Source organism: Vibrio toranzoniae, assembly GCF_024347655.1.
GTDB classification, from domain to species: domain Bacteria; phylum Pseudomonadota; class Gammaproteobacteria; order Enterobacterales; family Vibrionaceae; genus Vibrio; species Vibrio toranzoniae.
The window spans coordinates 1287271-1303143 of record NZ_AP025515.1 but is presented as its reverse complement, the minus strand read 5'-3'; the positions used below and the strand labels follow the sequence as shown (position 1 = coordinate 1303143).

Below are 15873 nucleotides of genomic sequence, written 5' to 3'. Positions count from 1 at the left end.
TTAATCGGATTAACTGGGGTATAGCAAACCCCATAATCTAGTGGCTAATTTCACTTTTCCACTGCACTACCACTCTTAATCATTGACTTCCATCCTACCGGATATTACATTTCGCGAAGTGTTTTTATAGATGACTCTCTACCATGATTTATATCCTGTTCAAGAACTTCGTGAGAAGGCTGAGCTCCGCGCAAATACACGATGAAGTGTTGCTCGGAGCCTGAATAAACCAACTCTTCATCAGATGTTGTAATGCGTGAACAGCGCAGGGTAGCCGACATCTGAAAGTAATGGTTAGAGAGGTAGGCCGGTGATGCTTTATCACCGGCCTTTTTTGTGTCTGAAAATCAGAGACATCAATATCATACAGATTCCAGGGGCCGGTACTTGTTACCGGCCCCTTTTTTATGGTTTAAAAACATGAGTTTATTAGTTATCAAACACCTAGGCTTTCAGGTGGAAGACAAGGTTTTATATCAAAACGCCGATTTCGCTCTCCATCGTGGTGAGCATCTGGGTGTCACCGGACCAAATGGTGCGGGTAAAAGTACCTTGTTCAAGCTATTACAAGGTGAGTATCTGCCGGATCACGGTGACATCCTCTGGCAGCCGGGTGTAAAAGTTGGCTACCTAGATCAGCACCTTGAGGTTGATCCCTCGCTGTCAGTATTCGACTTTATGGCGACCGCTTATGCGCCTTTACTGGCTGCGGATCGCGAGCTGAATCGCCTCTATGCGCAAATGTCATCAGCGGTGTCCGATGCAACACTGAATCGCGCGGCAGAGCTGCAATCGCTTTTGGAAGAAGGAGGCTTCTACCACCTGACTCATCGTGTTGAACAGGTGGCGGCGGGGCTGGGTATTCTGCCACTTGGAATGACCACAAACATGAGTGGTTTGAGTGGCGGTCAGCGGCATAAAGTGATTTTGGCTAAACTGCTTCTGGAAGAGCCGGATGTGTTACTGCTAGATGAGCCGACCAACTTTCTCGATACGGATCACGTGACCTGGCTGGCGGAGTTTCTCAATCAATATTCAGGTACGTTTATGGTGATATCGCATGACACGGCATTTCTGAATCGGATTGCCAATGGCATATGCGACATTGACCATCAACAGATCCGAAAATACAAAGGCGGCTACGCAAAAGCGATGGTGCAGAAGGAGCAGGAGACGCTTAACCAGATTAAGCAATATCAGTCCCAACAACAGAAAATCGACAAGCTTGAAGCCTACATCAGCAAAAACGGTGCGGGTGTGAACGCCAAGATAGCCAACGGCCGCAAAAAGCAGTTGGCGAAAGTTGAGCGGGTGAACAAGCCGCAGCAAAAGAGTCAGCCAGAGTTTAGTTTTTCTCACGCGCCTCTGAGTGCCCAGACGGTTCTGACCGCAACTCGGCTTGAGATAGGCTATCAACATGTCTTGTTACCGGCGATGAATCTCGATATTCAGCGTGGCGAAAAGCTGGCGATTGTTGGCTTTAACGGTTTGGGTAAGTCGACACTGCTGAAAACGCTGATCGGTCAGCTCAATCCTCTTGCCGGAGACATTCGACAGGCCAACGGCATTCAGTGGGGGTATTTTTCTCAGGACTTACACTGGGATTACCCGGACAGTACTCCCATGCAGGTGATGCGAGCATCGTGTCGTCAGTTGAATGACAAAAGTGCGCGTCAGAAGCTGGCGGAGTTTGGCATCAGCGGCAGTAAATCCTTGCAGCCGCTGCGCAGTTTGAGTGGCGGTGAGCAGACCAAGGTAAAGTTGTCGTGTCTGGCGGTCAGTAAATCAAACGTGTTGGTGCTTGACGAACCGACCACCCATTTGGATGTCGACTTAAAAGCGGCGTTAAAACGGGCGTTGTGTACCTACGCTGGCACGGTGATCGTGGTATCGCACGAGCCGGACTTTCTGGCCGACTGGCCGGATAAAGTGATTGATATGGCAAAGATGGAGATGTGTGATGCCAAATAAAATGTTACCCGCGTTGTTGTTCCTGATTTCGTTCTTGGTGGGGGCTGATGAGCTGCTGCTTGGCCCGATTTTGCAACCCATCGGACAGGATTTGGGCGTGCCAGCAGAACGGATCACGTTGTTTATCACCGCCTACAGCTTGGCGATTGCGTTTATCGCCCCGTACTTTGGTCGCTTATCAGACCAATGGGGAAGGCTGCGCATCATGTTGCCAGCTTGTGTGTTGTTCGGTCTTTCTTCGATCGCTACTGGTCTGGTTGGCCAATTCGATGTGGGTTTACTGACGCGGGTGATGACTGGCTTAGCCAGTGCCGGCATGTTGCCGATCGCGTTTGCATTGGCCGGTGATCAACCGGGTGATAAAGCGATGAAGCACATTACTCTGGTTCAGGCAGGTCTGACTTTGGGAATGATTACCAGCCCGGCTATCGGGGCTTTTTTGACAGAGTGGCTGTCTTGGCGCGCAGCGTTTATCGTGTTAGGTGCAGCGGCACTGATGGTGGCAGCATTGCTCGCTGCCCAAGGCGGTGCGCATTACGCCAAAAACAAAACGGCTAAACCGGATCAACCTGCCATGGCGCAACTGCTACGGATTCCGGGCGCCCGCGGAGCGCTTCTGGCAATGGGACTTGGCCTTGGTGGGGGGATCGGCGTCTTCAATCTGGTGGGGCAGCGCTTACGTGATGCCACTGAACTGGACATTGCACTGGTTGGCTTAACGTACGCGGTACTTGGTGGTGTCAGTGTGATGGGCAATATGGTGATGTCGCGAACCATTCGACGCTTGGGCAGCGGTCGTGCTGTGATGCGAGCTGCACTGGTGGTCTGCCTGCTGTGCAGCTGTCAGATTCGCACCGTGGCACCTTGATGGCGCTAGGCATGAGTATGATGCATTTGGGCGTTGCGATCTGGTCAGGTCTTGCGGGTTATGCTTATTCACTGGGATCAGTCTGGCTTGCCGTGTTGGCGGTGGGTTCGTTTGCTGCTGCGATTGCCGTTCTTATGCCTGTCCCCGCCATTGACGCTGATTGATAACTCTAAACCCAAGTCGTCGTTTTGGCGGCTTCGGTTGTGTTTAGGTTGCAATCTGTCAGAGCAATTGACTATTTTCTGATATAGCTCCCCTATCTTCACTTTGTTCTTCAGCAAACCTATAACGTCTGAGTTCGTTGAAGTCGTAAATGGTATATCTCTACTTAATCTGAACTCAGGATAAAAATAGAAGGGAACTAAAAGCGGTTCCATAATCAGACCTTTCGACCAAGAAGGACTAACCACCATGGACCCAGCTATACATATGAGGTTTGCAAAAAATATCTGGGTTCACCAAATCTAAACTAGGTTCATCGAAAGCCTCATTTCGGCTAGCCATGAAATCATCTGTGACCCATTCGACCTCGTCAGCGAAAGACACCCAATCAGGCTTTGTTTCGGTCTTGGCGAGCAAATTACTGCGGGCAGTATACATCCTACAACTCTTTCTCTTGCTCATCGCATACAACCTGACAGGAGATTTCGATTAGTTTCTGTATAGCAACATCAGCAAGAATGCTGTTAAAACGAATGTGCTGGAACAAACTTTGGGGCATTTCCGTCTCAGTGACTTTTCTAAATTACAGACTTTTCTAAATTAATGGTATAAAGCGCTGTTCTATGAACTTTCCCTCCAACACTTCCCTCCTTGTTATCTTTAGAGCCAACGTCGTTATGCATGTTTATGACATGCGCTATATTTAAGGTGTATGGCAGAATAGTGGATAAACTAAAAAGCGACTCAGTGTAGATGAAATAAAATGAACAGTCGGAAGTAGCACCTTGCTCAATTAAGAAGCGGTTTATATAAAACGCGTAGAGATATTTTTGTGATCGGAATGTCGAATTAAGCCGTAATGATTTTAAATACAAGCACTTAATAAATTCTTATTGAATACGTAGCTGGAGCGATATATGGACAACAAAATCACAACTAAAGAGTTTCTTCGAGTGTTTGATTATATTCGTTCATCTGGCAAGCAACTGGATAACCAATATCAATTGGGAGAAATTTCTGCTCGGCACGATTATGATGGCTACACCTGTTGGTTAAGCTATAAAGACGTAACAGTGACACTGATGTTCCACGGTTCATTGAAAATTGAATACGATAAGGCATCTAACTATGAAGACTTCATCAACCATTGCTTAGCAATACTCGCTACTAAACCTTCACATTAAGTTTATTCCAGCTTCAACTCAAAAAGGCTCTAGAAGCAAAGTGAATGACAAGAAAACAAAGCCCCTGTTGAACGATCAGAAGTCAGTTCAGTTCAGGGGCTTCTCTATGCGAACTGACCACTATTTAACTATCAAGATCAGTATTTAGTTATCAAGATCAGTATTTGATAGCTGTTTTACCAATAGATGCACCACTTTCAATACGCTGGTGTGCTTCTTTAAGTGTCTCGACGCTAAAGTCATGCAACGTTGTAGTAAGCGTCGATTTAATGCGACCCGCATCAATCAGATTAGCCGTTTGGAATAGGATATCTTGCTGCTTCTGGATATCGTCTGTGTTGAACAGTGAACGGGTAAACATAAGCTCCCAAACAAAGCCTGCAGATTTACCTTGTAATGCCGATAGGTTGATTCCGCCATCGAACTCAACAATCGAACTTATCATGCCTTGTGGTGCAATCAGTTCTACCATTGCGTCCCAGTGCCCTTTGGTATCGGCGACATTAAATATGTAATCGACGTGCTGAATGCCTTGCTCTCGCACCGACTCGACAAGGTTACGGTGATTGACAACATGGTCAGCCCCCATATCCTTTACCCACTTTTCGGTTTCCGGTCTTGAAGCTGTCGCGATAACGTTAAGATTGGTCAGTTGTTTCGCTAATTGAATGGTTATGGAGCCAACACCGCCGGCACCACCGATAATCAGTAAGGACTTTTTCTCTTCTGGACGAACACGAAGGCGGTCAAATAACGCCTCCCAAGCCGTTAATGTTGCAAGTGGCATGACAGCTGCAGCTTGGTCAGATAAGCTCTTAGGCGCTTGAGAAGTAATGCGGTAATCTACAGCTTGATATTCTGCGTTAGCGCCCATACGTGTTACGTCGCCCGCATAGTACACACGGTCGCCTACTTCAAAACCTTCCACGTCTTGGCCTTTGGCAACCACTTCTCCTACTGCGTCATAACCCAGCACTTTCGGTTGCTCAAGTACTTTATCTTTGGCATTGCGAATACGAATTTTTGCATCGGCAGGATTGATTGACGTCGCGCTTACTTTTACTAGCAAGTCGTTATTTTTTAACTCTGGTAGGTTTGTTTCAAACTCAAATAAACTCTTTTGTTCAGTAATGGCAAGTGACTGAGTAAATCCAATAGCTTTCATTTTTGATGGTACTGACATTGTGCTTTCTCCTTGAATTCGACAAGTTAATCTTAGTGAATTTCCATTCCAGATAAACCGTCTAATATTTGAATTATTACCAATTAATATTTGATAATCGTATTACCATTATTAGGTAACATAAAAATGTAACGGTATTGCAGACGACATAGCGGCTAGATCAAGCCCTTCTCAACCAGCCAAGCATGTGTGACTGCATCTTGTGATTTACCTTCGCGGCAAACTTTATAATCCAACTCAGCAATAATATCGTTCGAGAATCGCAATGAATCGAGCTTCTGAATCTGTTGTTCGCTGAATAAACTTTTCTTGTCATTCCTTAAAAGAAGTACCGCTCTGTCAACAATTCCGAGCAAACCTTTAGGCTCTTTAATCTCCCGAATGTCATAGCGATAATGCAGAAATTGTGGTTGCCACAATGGCACGATTACCCACTCTTTATTCGCGACTGCACTTTCAAACGCATCGAAGCAGTCACCTTCGCTACCCGTGAAAAACTCATAACCCGAATCACTAAGCCCATACTCTTTCATCATCTGGATCGAGAAACGCGTTATGCCAGCACCTGGGTTAATCCCCTGAATTTGGGCTTTCATTCTCTCGGCGACTTCAGGCTTCAAAAGATCGGCGACTTCAGACACCGCTTCTTTGGGTACATAGTTAGGTACCCCCCACAACGCATAAGGTTCATAATGAAGTCCAAGCTCGATCAATGGCTCGACTTCCTCAACACCGGCTTTGTAGATACCATGACTTGATGGAAGCCAAGCCGAAGAGAGCATGTCAACGTCACCCGTTTTCAGTTTCTCAAAGTTTTCTTGATGAGGAGAGAAAATACGCTCTACCTCGAACCCCAACGCTTTCAATACATTGGTAACCAGTGATGCCGTTGTACGGTGGAACGACAAATCCGTGACACCCATTATGATTTTCTTAGTCATCTTGCCTCTCTAGATCGTAGATTTCGTCCACACAGTGTGTATTGCGCTACGTTGTCGATATGGGAAAATGATAGTGAGAAAATTACTAATGAAAAACAGCCTCATATTTGAATGATTTTCAAATAAATTTTGATAATCAAGTGTATGAGGTTAGCTTAGAAGGAATAAAGGTGGATTAAGCGGCTTTGTGATTAGAAAATATTTCAATACAATGTTTAAAACATTGTCAAATACAGGTAGATAATATGCTTCTTGAAGACTTACAGGTCATTTTAAAAGTAGCGGAGTTTCGCAGTATTACCGCAGCAGCAACCAATCTTGACATGCGCACTGCGACTGCAAGCGCCGCCGTGAAACGTGTCGAAGCCGCGTTGGGCTCTGAATTATTTGTAAGAACGACTCGCCATCTAAGGCTCTCTTCAGCAGGTGAACGTTATTTACCGGAATGTGAACAAGCCTTAAAAATATTAGATCAAGCTAAGATCAACATCCGCGAAGAGCTTGGTATTGTCGATGGTGAAATTCGTATTGCGCTTTCATCCGATCTAGGCCGAAACTTAGTCACACCTTGGCTTGATGAGTTTTTACTTGAATACCCTAACGCAGCGCTCCGCACTAACATCAGTGATAGTAATATAGATTTTTATCGAGACTCTGTTGATATGGCGCTGCGTTATGGCTCCCCGACTGACGCCAATATGTACGGTTTTAAAATTTGTGATGTCCCCAGAATCCTGTGTGCTAGCCCTGATTATTTAGCTGAAAAGGGATCACCAAATGACCCCAAAGACTTGTCTCAACACAATGGGTTGCTCTACCAACTCCATGACATCTTGCAAGATGAGTGGGTATTTAATGATGGAGTTCTAGACCATAAAGTGAAATTGAAAGGGAATAGAGCTTCGAACGACGCCGACCTTGTGAGACGTTGGTGTGTTGCGGGAAAAGGGGTTGCGATAAAATCTTGTCTAGATATGTCAAGCGAGCTACTTTCTGGTGATGTCGTCAATGTGATGCGCGCGTTTAAGCCAACACCTACGGAGCTATGGTTAGTGTGTCCAAGCCGACAATCGATCACACCGACCGTACGCTTATTAAGAGATTTATTCAGAGAGAAAACTGCGGAGATCATTTCCCAACTGAATGAACAAGGCATTGTAGAAAGTAAAACATCATAGGATCTAACGCAGCTTAGAGGTCAGTCATAGAGATACAAAAAAAGCGTTAGCGAACTTCTATCCGCTAACGCCTTTCATCATTTAAACATCATACGTGTTTGATAAACACGCTGACTTTAATGCGAGTGCCGAGTCTAGAGCTAGTTTGACTCTTCTTCAACGTCGCAGTCTGCACAGCACTGCAGTGCGATTTCATGTTCAAAGGTGATGGTATCGTTACCTTCTTCTAGCAACTCGACGATTTCATCCGCGACTTCTTTCTCATCATCCGCTTCGATTCCACTCTCTAGCTCTTCTTCCGAATAACCGAAAAAATTCAGTAATAAGTACTCGCGAGCTTCTTCTTTCGTACATACCACGTTTGCTGAAAGATCTGGCGTCACCTCACCTTGCGCAAGCGTCGCCGTTACTTGTGCGATAGCATCATCTTTCATCGCAGGCGTTAACCAACCCAGATCAGTACTTACGGTTGTTTTTTTACAATCGAAGCAAGGCAGTTGATGAAAGTAGTATTGAAAGGTAGTCATAGGTAATTTCTTCTTTAGGTGTTGTATAGCAAGATTATGCGCGTTTTCTTATAAAATACTATCTCAATAGACACCGAAGACCAACTACTTGCTGCGTCTTCATCCAGTACATGAGAAAAAGTGCTACAGAGCGAGTCATTTACCAGTTAACGCTTACCGGCTTCACTTCAATGGAAAAAGTTCTTTTAATAATAAAGCTAACCCTTCTCCTTGATTGTCCGTGCTTGTCACCCGATCAGCGGAATTTTGTACTTTCTCGCTAGCATTTAGCATCGCGACACCACAACCCGCCATAGAAAGCATTGAAACATCGTTGAAATTGTCTCCGATCGCAACAATTCGGTTTATATCAAGCGACATATTAGATGCATAGTCCAGTAGCGCTCGGCCTTTACTGTGCCCTTTAACGGCTAAATCAATTCGATTGGTTCCTGAAATAGAACCCGAAAAATGAGTGGTAATCAGCTCTTCTTGCAAAAACTGGTTGAAGTTATCCGCACGGCCTTGAACCACAAACTTCCAAATACACTCCGCCCTTTGCTGTTCTTGAACTAGGTTTTCCACAAAATAAATATTAGGTCGTTTATCGATGGGATAACTATCAGCCCATTGTTTTAGAGGTAAGATATATGGCATAGGGTCTTGGTCCCAAATCGCCATACCAGAATCAGTGTACATCACTATTTTTAAGTCATAGTCAAAGGCGAGTTGCAAGAACGCATTAGCCAAGGTTGGGGAAATTGGTGTCCCGCTTTCAACCTGCTGATTTACATAGTTGTATTGGTAAACACCGTTGCAACAGATAATCGGCAAGGTAACACCCAATTGGTCATAATAAGGTTTTGCTGCAGTATGGTGGCGACCTGTAACGACCACAACATGATATTTATCTACAATTTTTTGAACATAGTCTCTCACCCAAGGGTTTAAAGTATGATCATTTCTGAGTGCCGTACCATCAAGGTCCAAAGCGAGCAATTGGTAATTCATGCGATATACCGAGTTTATTATGTGGAAAAGCAAGATATTTTCTTGCCGCGACTAAGTAATTTGCTCTCTATAAAGCTTAGGGCTAACACCAGACTTGCGTTTAAAGACTCGTGAAAAATAGAGGGGATCGGTATAGCCGACAACCCTGCCTATCCTGTTAACCGAATAGTTGGTGGTCACCAAGAGTTGCTTAGCTCGGCTGACTCGTTGGTCGTCTCGCCATTGAGTAATCGTCATACCAACTTCATCACGAAATAGGTGGCCTAAACGCGAAGCGGATAAACAAGTGAAATCCGCAATATCTTCTAGAGAGAAACTTTGACTTAAATTTTGTGCCATATAGTTCATCGCCTCAATCACACGTGGGTCGAGAGGTTTATTGACGACATCAGGCTGGATACTTTTACAGCGAATAATCAGTTGTTCAAGAAGATTAATCGCTAAATCATCGCGATAAGGCATATCGGATTTGGAAATATATTCTATATCGATAAATAGCTTCTCTAGCATTGAAACCGTGCTGCTTTCTATTCCCTTGGTGAGATATACCCCTTTATGCTGTTCGTGCCAGCAAAGCCACTCGTTCCAAAATGCACGTGGACGAAAATAAATCCATCGGTGGAACCAAGAGGCATTGTCTTTTTTACGATGATAAAAGTGAGTCGCACTCGGTGGAAAGAGCAGTAAGTCACCCGCTTTTACATCAAAAGCCTCATCGCCATGGAAAATAGTACCCTCTCCTTGGCTGGTGAGGTTAATAATGAAACCTTTCATCCCATTTGGTCGATCAATGACAAAATCTAGCTCATCTCCTTCAATAATAGGAGTGAGGCCAGCCACAAGGTGAGCGTCAAAGTTATACCCGGGCTTTAATGGATCGTTGTTTTGCATGCATTATCTATATTGAGGTTTATGTCAGTTTATTCGGGCTACGAAAGAGTGTCACCGTGATTCCTCACAGTTTATCCAGAATAATCCACTGTTTAGCAGAAAACGCTTCTCTGAAAAAATCGGTCTTCTCCGTTTTGGATAGAAAGTCACTCGGCAGACCGTCTCTTCTATGTTGCCAAGGGAAGTGAGGTTTAGGGGGGGCTTCCTTATCAATAGGGCGCGGTAGATGTTGGATTTCATGGCGGATATCCAAACGTGTAGGTACGCTATTGCGCGCTAGGTATTCAATCACCAGAGCATCGCCAGAAAAATAGTAATTCATGTTAATCGACAACGTTTCTGAATGTTGCACCTGACACCACTGCTCTAGCCGATCCGTTTTGTGACGAAACTTCCAGTTAGCTTCCAATACAGAAATCAGGTTTCCGTTATTCATAACCTCAATAACACCAACATAATGAGTTTCACCATCGTATTGAAGTTCAAAACTCGTGGGGTGCGCACTGGCGAGCTTTAGTACCCAGCATGATTTTTCCAATTGATAAATAGGAGTAGCAACTACATCTGTATCATTCACAAATAGACTCCAAAGTGCTCCCTTGTAGGAGCACATTATTGAGATTAATTAGCGGTAGTAAACGCCGTTGTTGCGTAAGTCTTGTTTGAACTGACGCAAGTTAGTGTCATTATCAATTACGACCATTTCGATGCCTAGAATTTCTGCGTAGTCAGCCAGTGTAGACAAGGTTACCGCTTGGCTATAAACCGCATGATGCGCGCCACCAGCGTGAATCCAAGCCGCCGCTGCCACATTAAGGCTAGGTTGTGGCTCCCACAATGCATGAGCAACAGGAAGATGCGGTAATGATGCTGGTGGAGTAATCGTATCAACCATATTCACCACCATTCTAAAGCGATCACCAAGGTCAATAACAGACACATTCAATGCTTCACCAGATTGACCACTAAAAATCAGACGTGGGATATCACAACGACAACCTATTGTGTGACGGTGGATCTCTAGTTTAGGTTTCGCCGCGGCGATAGATGGACAGACCTCGAGCATATGAGCCCCCAAAACCTGACCTTTCCCGCCAAAGTTGTAGGTGTAATCTTCCATAAATGAAGTTCCGCCTTCCCTACCTTGTCCCATTACTTTAATAATGTGAGTCATAGCAGCCGTTTTCCAGTCACCCTCACCACCATAACCAAAGCCTTTACTCATCAATCGCTGTGTCGCGAGTCCTGGTAGATTCGTTAGGCCCGTTAAGTTTTCGAACGTATTAGTGAAAGCGCTCGCACCAACCGAATTTAGGAAAGATTCCATACCCAACTCGAGACGAGCTTCTTGCACCATCAATATCTTTTGGTCTTTATCATTTAGAAGCTCTGGCGCCATCTCATAGGTTGATGCATATTCGTCAAGCAAATGATTCACATCTGATTCTGATACCGAGTTGACTACATCGCTCAGCTCACCCAGCCCATAAGCATTCACTTCGTAACCAAATTGAATTTGTGCAGAGACTTTATTGCCTTCCGTTACGGCAACTTGGCGCATGTTGTCACCAAAGCGTGCAACTTTAAGTTGTTTGCCGGCTTCTACACCAATTGCGGCGCGACACCATTCATCAACATCTTTATGCACTTGCTCGTCTTTCCAGTGGCCCACAACCACTTTTCGCTCAATATTCAGACGAGTACCAATAAAACCGAACTCACGGCAACCATGCGCACTTTGATTGAGATTCATAAAATCCATGTCAATCTCATCCCATGGCAGTTGCGCATTAAACTGTGTATGTAGATGTAGGAATGGTTTGTTAAGTTGAGTTAAGCCTGCAATCCACATTTTTGCGGGAGAGAAGGTGTGCATCCAGAGCATTAAGCCGACACAATTCGGATCGTTGTTCGCTGCACGGCAGACAGCAAGGATTTCGTCAGGCGTTTTTACTGTGCCTTTGTTAGCGATGTCCACAGAAATTCCTGGAGCTGCATTTAGGCCAGCAATGATTTCTTCACTGTTATTTGCCACACTTTCTAAAACTTTTGGGCCATACAGATGCTGAGAACCTGTCACAAACCATACTTGTTTCTCATTGAAAATATTCATCATGTATCCTTATTTTTTGGTTTGACCGTAGTAGGCGTTTGCGCCGTGCTTACGTAAATAGTGTTTATCCAAGAGCGATGGATTAATCGAACTTACGCCCGAGTTGATTTGTAATGTTTGTAATGCCATACCAGCAACCACCTCCACCACTACAGCATTATGTACAGCTTGATGTGGATCTTTCCCCCAAGTAAACGGCGCGTGCTCTTTAACAAGAATACCGGGAGCTGCCATCGCGTCTCCGTCACCAATGGTTTCAACAATCACTTTGCCGGTGTTTAACTCATAATCTTCAGCAATCTCTTTGTCACTCAATGCTCGAGTACAATCGATTTGACCATAGAAATAGTCCGCGTGAGTGGTACCCAGTGCCGGAATGGCGCGACCTGCTTGAGCCCATGCTGTCGCTTGTGGCGAATGAGTATGGACAATACCGCCAATATCGGGATATTGACGGTAAAGCTCTAAATGCGTCGCGGTATCTGAAGAAGGATTCATATCTCCCTCAACGATTCGGCCTTGTAGATCCACAATTACCATGTTGGCGGCGCTGAGGTCGCTGTATTCAACACCACTCGGTTTAATGACGACCAAACCTGACTTACGGTCGATGCCTGAAACATTCCCCCAAGTGAAGGTCACAAGGTTATGGCGCTGAAGGTCCATATTGGCTTGCCAAACTTGATGACGAAGTGCTTTAAGGCGTTCTGCGGTTAAATCAACGTCGGTCCATACTGTTTGTTCAGACATTGTCACGCTCCTGAGATTGATGAAATTCAGCAAGCTGCTCCATGTGCTGCCCTAATTGACGATAGGTCGCATATCGCTCCGCTCTCATCGCTTGTACTTCTGGGTTTGGTAAATAGGCTTGACGAACGGGGCTGGCCATCACACTTTGTGCTGCTTTGGTATTTGGGTAAACGCCTGCGGCTACTGCAGCAAATATTGCCGCCCCCAAGGCACAGCATTGCTCCGACTCTACGACGACGATTTCGCGGCCTATCACATCAGCACACATTTGCATCACATAAGGTGATTTCTGAGCAATACCACCTATGGCAATCACGCGTTCAACCGTTACGTCTTGTTCAATAAAGCAATCCACAATCGCTTTTGCACCATGCGCCGTCGACTCTACAAGCGCTGAGAATATAGCGGGTGAAGCACTGCCAAGATTCAAATCGCAAATTGCACCTTTTAAACGCTGATTTGCATAGGGTGTACGTCGACCATTAAGCCAATCCATTGCCACTGGTGTGTACTGATCAATGCCTTGCTGCTCTGCCGCTTCCGAAAGCATTGGCAGTAAGTCAGAAGCGATTTCTTCCGCGGTCAACGCAAAGTCTGGGTTACGCTCTACATAAGCCTGCAATGGCCACATCAATACGTTTTTAAACCAAGCGTACATATCACCAAACGCTGATTGCCCCGCTTCTAAAGCGAGCAACTCGGGCATAGCACTGCCTTCTACTTGGCCACAAATCCCATGAATAGTGCGGTCACCGACCTGCTCTGCTTCCACCATTAAAATGTCACAGGTCGAGGTTCCAATGACTTTCACTAAGTCATTGGCGCCAGCACCCGCTCCAACGGCACCCATATGACAATCAAACTCACCAATGGCGATGGCAATACCTTCCGGTAGTCCCAATCGCTCTGCCCACTCTTTCGAGAGATACCCAGCCGCTTGATCTGATGTGAATACATCCGAAAACATGCGGTCACGAATACCATCGAGTGTTGGAGAAATTGCGCTTAAGAAGGCTTGGTCAGGCAAACCACCCCAGCTGTCGTGCCACATGGCTTTATGCCCAGCAGCACAAATACTACGGCGTAGTTTTTGAGGATGTTGATTACCGGAAAGAGTGGCTGGAATCCAGTCACAAAGCTCTACCCAGCTATAGGCTCGCTTTGCAATTTGTTCATCTTGTTCACTGACCCACGCCGCTTTAGCCCAGAACCATTCCGATGAATACACCCCACCGATGTAGCGGGTGTAATCGGTATAGGTTCCCGAGTGTGCTAGCTCATTAATCAAATCGGCTTTGGTTACCGATGTATGGTCCTTCCATAAAACGAACATCGCATTGGGGCTGTTTTCGAACTCTGGAAGTAAAGCGAGAATGGTACCGTTTTCATCAATTGGCGCAGGTGTCGAACCCGTTGTATCAACACCAATACCCACGACAGAAGAAGTTACGGTAGGTGAAACTGTGCTCAACACTTCTTGGATAGCGTCGGTCATCGCATCCAGATAGTCTTGGGGGTGATGCCTGAACTGAGATTGATCAGGCTGACAATAAAGTCCTTTGATCCATCTTGGGTAATAGACAACAGACGAAGATACTTCTTTGCCTGTGTCTGCATTAACGACAAGAGCACGTACAGAGTCCGATCCGAAATCTAAACCAATTACATGCTGCTGATGTGTTTTCAATGTGTCCATAAGAGCTCCAACTTTTGGTCAGCAAACTAAATCCTCTTGCAGTTATAGCGAGAGCGAAGCCGTTATCCCATAAATAGGCTCGCTAACTTTATGGACAAAAACGCCACGAGACGTTTTTTGTGTTCTTTCTAACACCTAGGGAAATCGAGCTATAATCACACAATAATTAGCAAATTTAACATTTCAAGTGCTGACAAATTAATCTCAAATCACGAAAAAACCACTAACCGAGAGCTGCATCATAGTCTCTGCGGCTAAATAAATGGACAAAAACGCTACATTCCTCAGCTGTGATTCTTATCACTAATAATTATTCCAAGATCCACAAATATGTAGGACGAACACTCACCTCTACCAGCGGATGGATAACAATGAAACTAAAAAAACTACTCACAGTCGCGGCCTTATCTGGCATCACTTTACTCAGCGCTTCTGCCAATGCCTTTTTCGGCTCTAACGATGAAACTCGATTAGGCTACCTAGTTAAGCAACCGGAGGAACCATGGTTCCAAACTGAATGGTCATTCGCTGAAAAAGCAGGTAAAGATTTAGGCTTTGAAGTCGTAAAAATGGCCGTGCCCGATGGCGAAAAAACCCTTAATGCTATCGACACACTGGCGGCACAAGGTGCGAAAGGTTTCGTTATTTGCACACCTGATCCTAAATTAGGTCCTGCAATTATGGCGAAGGCAAAAAGTTATGACCTGAAAGTTGTGACTGTCGATGACCAATTCCTGAATGCGAAAGGCGAACCGATGACCGACGTTCCATTGGTTATGATGGCAGCAACCGCTATTGGCGAACGCCAAGGAACGGAGCTTTACAATGAAATGCAGAGACGTAACTGGGATGCCTCTACAACAGGTGTAATGGCAATCACCGCTGACGAACTTGATACAGCACGTCGTCGTGTAGATGGCTCGATTTCGGCACTAGAACAAGCCGGCTTCCCTGTCGATCAGATCTACCGTGTACCAACGAAAACCAACGACATCCCAGGTGCACTAGACGCAGCAAACTCTCTGCTTGTTCAATACCCAACCGTTAAGCAATGGCTAGTTTTAGGCATGAACGACAATACAGTACTAGGCGGTGTACGTGCCACTGAAGGTCAGGGGTTCAGTGCAAACGACGTAATCGGTATTGGTATCAATGGCGTCGATGCAGTGAACGAACTGGCTAAATCTCAGCCGACAGGGTTCTACGGTTCACTGCTACCTAGCCCAGACGTACATGGCTACAAAAGTATCGAGTCACTTTACAAATGGGTGACTGACGATATCCAGCCAGAGAAGTTTGTAGAAGTTACAGACGTTGTACTTATCACGCGTGATAACTTCAAAGACGAACTAGCTAAGAAAGGGCTTTAAGCTCACTTTCGGTGACGACCTTATGGGTCGTCACCACCTGACTTAACGG

15 protein-coding genes are annotated in these 15873 nt (G+C 45.4%); 6 read left to right on the top strand and 9 right to left on the bottom strand.

Annotated features, from left to right (window positions below; translation table 11 throughout):
- Window positions 1–420 precede the first annotated feature (420 nt).
- From OCU50_RS20150 to OCU50_RS20135, 4 genes are all read left to right on the top strand, one after another.
- On the top strand, window positions 421–1971 hold the full coding sequence (locus OCU50_RS20150; RefSeq protein WP_060469753.1) for an ABC-F family ATP-binding cassette domain-containing protein: 1551 nt from the start codon (window positions 421–423) through the stop codon (window positions 1969–1971).
- Complete coding sequence (locus OCU50_RS20145; protein ID WP_235588174.1) at window positions 1961–2839, top strand: MFS transporter; 879 nt, start codon at window positions 1961–1963, stop codon at window positions 2837–2839. The genes OCU50_RS20150 and OCU50_RS20145 overlap by 11 nt, the downstream gene beginning before the upstream one ends.
- A gap of 11 nt (window positions 2840–2850) precedes the next feature.
- Entirely contained in the window at window positions 2851–3003 is a 153-nt protein-coding gene (locus tag OCU50_RS20140) for a hypothetical protein (RefSeq protein ID WP_235588175.1), read from the top strand.
- 915 nt (window positions 3004–3918) lie between these two features.
- On the top strand, window positions 3919–4185 hold the full coding sequence (locus OCU50_RS20135; RefSeq protein ID WP_060469754.1) for a DUF3081 domain-containing protein: 267 nt from the start codon (window positions 3919–3921) through the stop codon (window positions 4183–4185).
- A gap of 157 nt (window positions 4186–4342) precedes the next feature.
- Here the strand turns inward: OCU50_RS20135 and OCU50_RS20130 are convergent, their stop codons facing one another.
- A complete protein-coding gene (locus OCU50_RS20130) occupies window positions 4343–5368 on the bottom strand; it encodes a zinc-binding alcohol dehydrogenase family protein (RefSeq protein WP_060469755.1) in 1026 nt (341 codons plus the stop codon).
- 155 nt (window positions 5369–5523) lie between these two features.
- Window positions 5524–6291 (bottom strand): glycine betaine ABC transporter substrate-binding protein, encoded by a 768-nt coding sequence (locus tag OCU50_RS20125; protein ID WP_060469756.1) that lies wholly within the window; start codon window positions 6289–6291, stop codon window positions 5524–5526.
- A 263-nt stretch (window positions 6292–6554) separates the two neighbouring features.
- Here OCU50_RS20125 and OCU50_RS20120 point away from each other — a divergent pair, with 263 nt between their 5' ends.
- Window positions 6555–7487: a LysR family transcriptional regulator gene (locus tag OCU50_RS20120; RefSeq protein ID WP_060469757.1), complete on the top strand. Its 933-nt coding sequence runs from the start codon at window positions 6555–6557 to the stop codon at window positions 7485–7487.
- 140 nt (window positions 7488–7627) lie between these two features.
- Here OCU50_RS20120 and OCU50_RS20115 read toward each other — a convergent pair whose 3' ends face one another.
- The 7 genes from OCU50_RS20115 to OCU50_RS20085 all read right to left on the bottom strand — a co-directional run bounded on the left by OCU50_RS20115 (window position 7628) and on the right by OCU50_RS20085 (window position 14454).
- A complete protein-coding gene (locus tag OCU50_RS20115; protein WP_060469758.1) occupies window positions 7628–8014 on the bottom strand; it encodes a hypothetical protein in 387 nt (128 codons plus the stop codon).
- Window positions 8015–8176: 162 nt separating this feature from the next.
- Window positions 8177–9004: a Cof-type HAD-IIB family hydrolase gene (locus tag OCU50_RS20110; protein WP_060469759.1), complete on the bottom strand. Its 828-nt coding sequence runs from the start codon at window positions 9002–9004 to the stop codon at window positions 8177–8179.
- A 51-nt stretch (window positions 9005–9055) separates the two neighbouring features.
- On the bottom strand, window positions 9056–9895 hold the full coding sequence (gene araC, locus OCU50_RS20105; protein WP_060469760.1) for an arabinose operon transcriptional regulator AraC: 840 nt from the start codon (window positions 9893–9895) through the stop codon (window positions 9056–9058).
- Between the two features lie 64 nt (window positions 9896–9959).
- On the bottom strand, window positions 9960–10472 hold the full coding sequence (locus OCU50_RS20100) for a hypothetical protein (protein ID WP_082710386.1): 513 nt from the start codon (window positions 10470–10472) through the stop codon (window positions 9960–9962).
- A gap of 48 nt (window positions 10473–10520) precedes the next feature.
- A complete protein-coding gene (araA, locus tag OCU50_RS20095) occupies window positions 10521–12008 on the bottom strand; it encodes an L-arabinose isomerase (protein ID WP_060469761.1) in 1488 nt (495 codons plus the stop codon).
- A 9-nt stretch (window positions 12009–12017) separates the two neighbouring features.
- Window positions 12018–12758 (bottom strand): L-ribulose-5-phosphate 4-epimerase, encoded by a 741-nt coding sequence (locus OCU50_RS20090; RefSeq protein WP_060469762.1) that lies wholly within the window; start codon window positions 12756–12758, stop codon window positions 12018–12020.
- On the bottom strand, window positions 12751–14454 hold the full coding sequence (locus OCU50_RS20085; RefSeq protein ID WP_060469763.1) for a ribulokinase: 1704 nt from the start codon (window positions 14452–14454) through the stop codon (window positions 12751–12753). Before OCU50_RS20085 ends, OCU50_RS20090 begins: the two co-directional genes overlap by 8 nt.
- A 371-nt stretch (window positions 14455–14825) precedes the next feature.
- Between OCU50_RS20085 and OCU50_RS20080 the strand changes: the two genes are divergently transcribed.
- Complete coding sequence (locus tag OCU50_RS20080) at window positions 14826–15824, top strand: arabinose ABC transporter substrate-binding protein (protein ID WP_077681349.1); 999 nt, start codon at window positions 14826–14828, stop codon at window positions 15822–15824.
- Window positions 15825–15873: the final 49 nt, after the last annotated feature.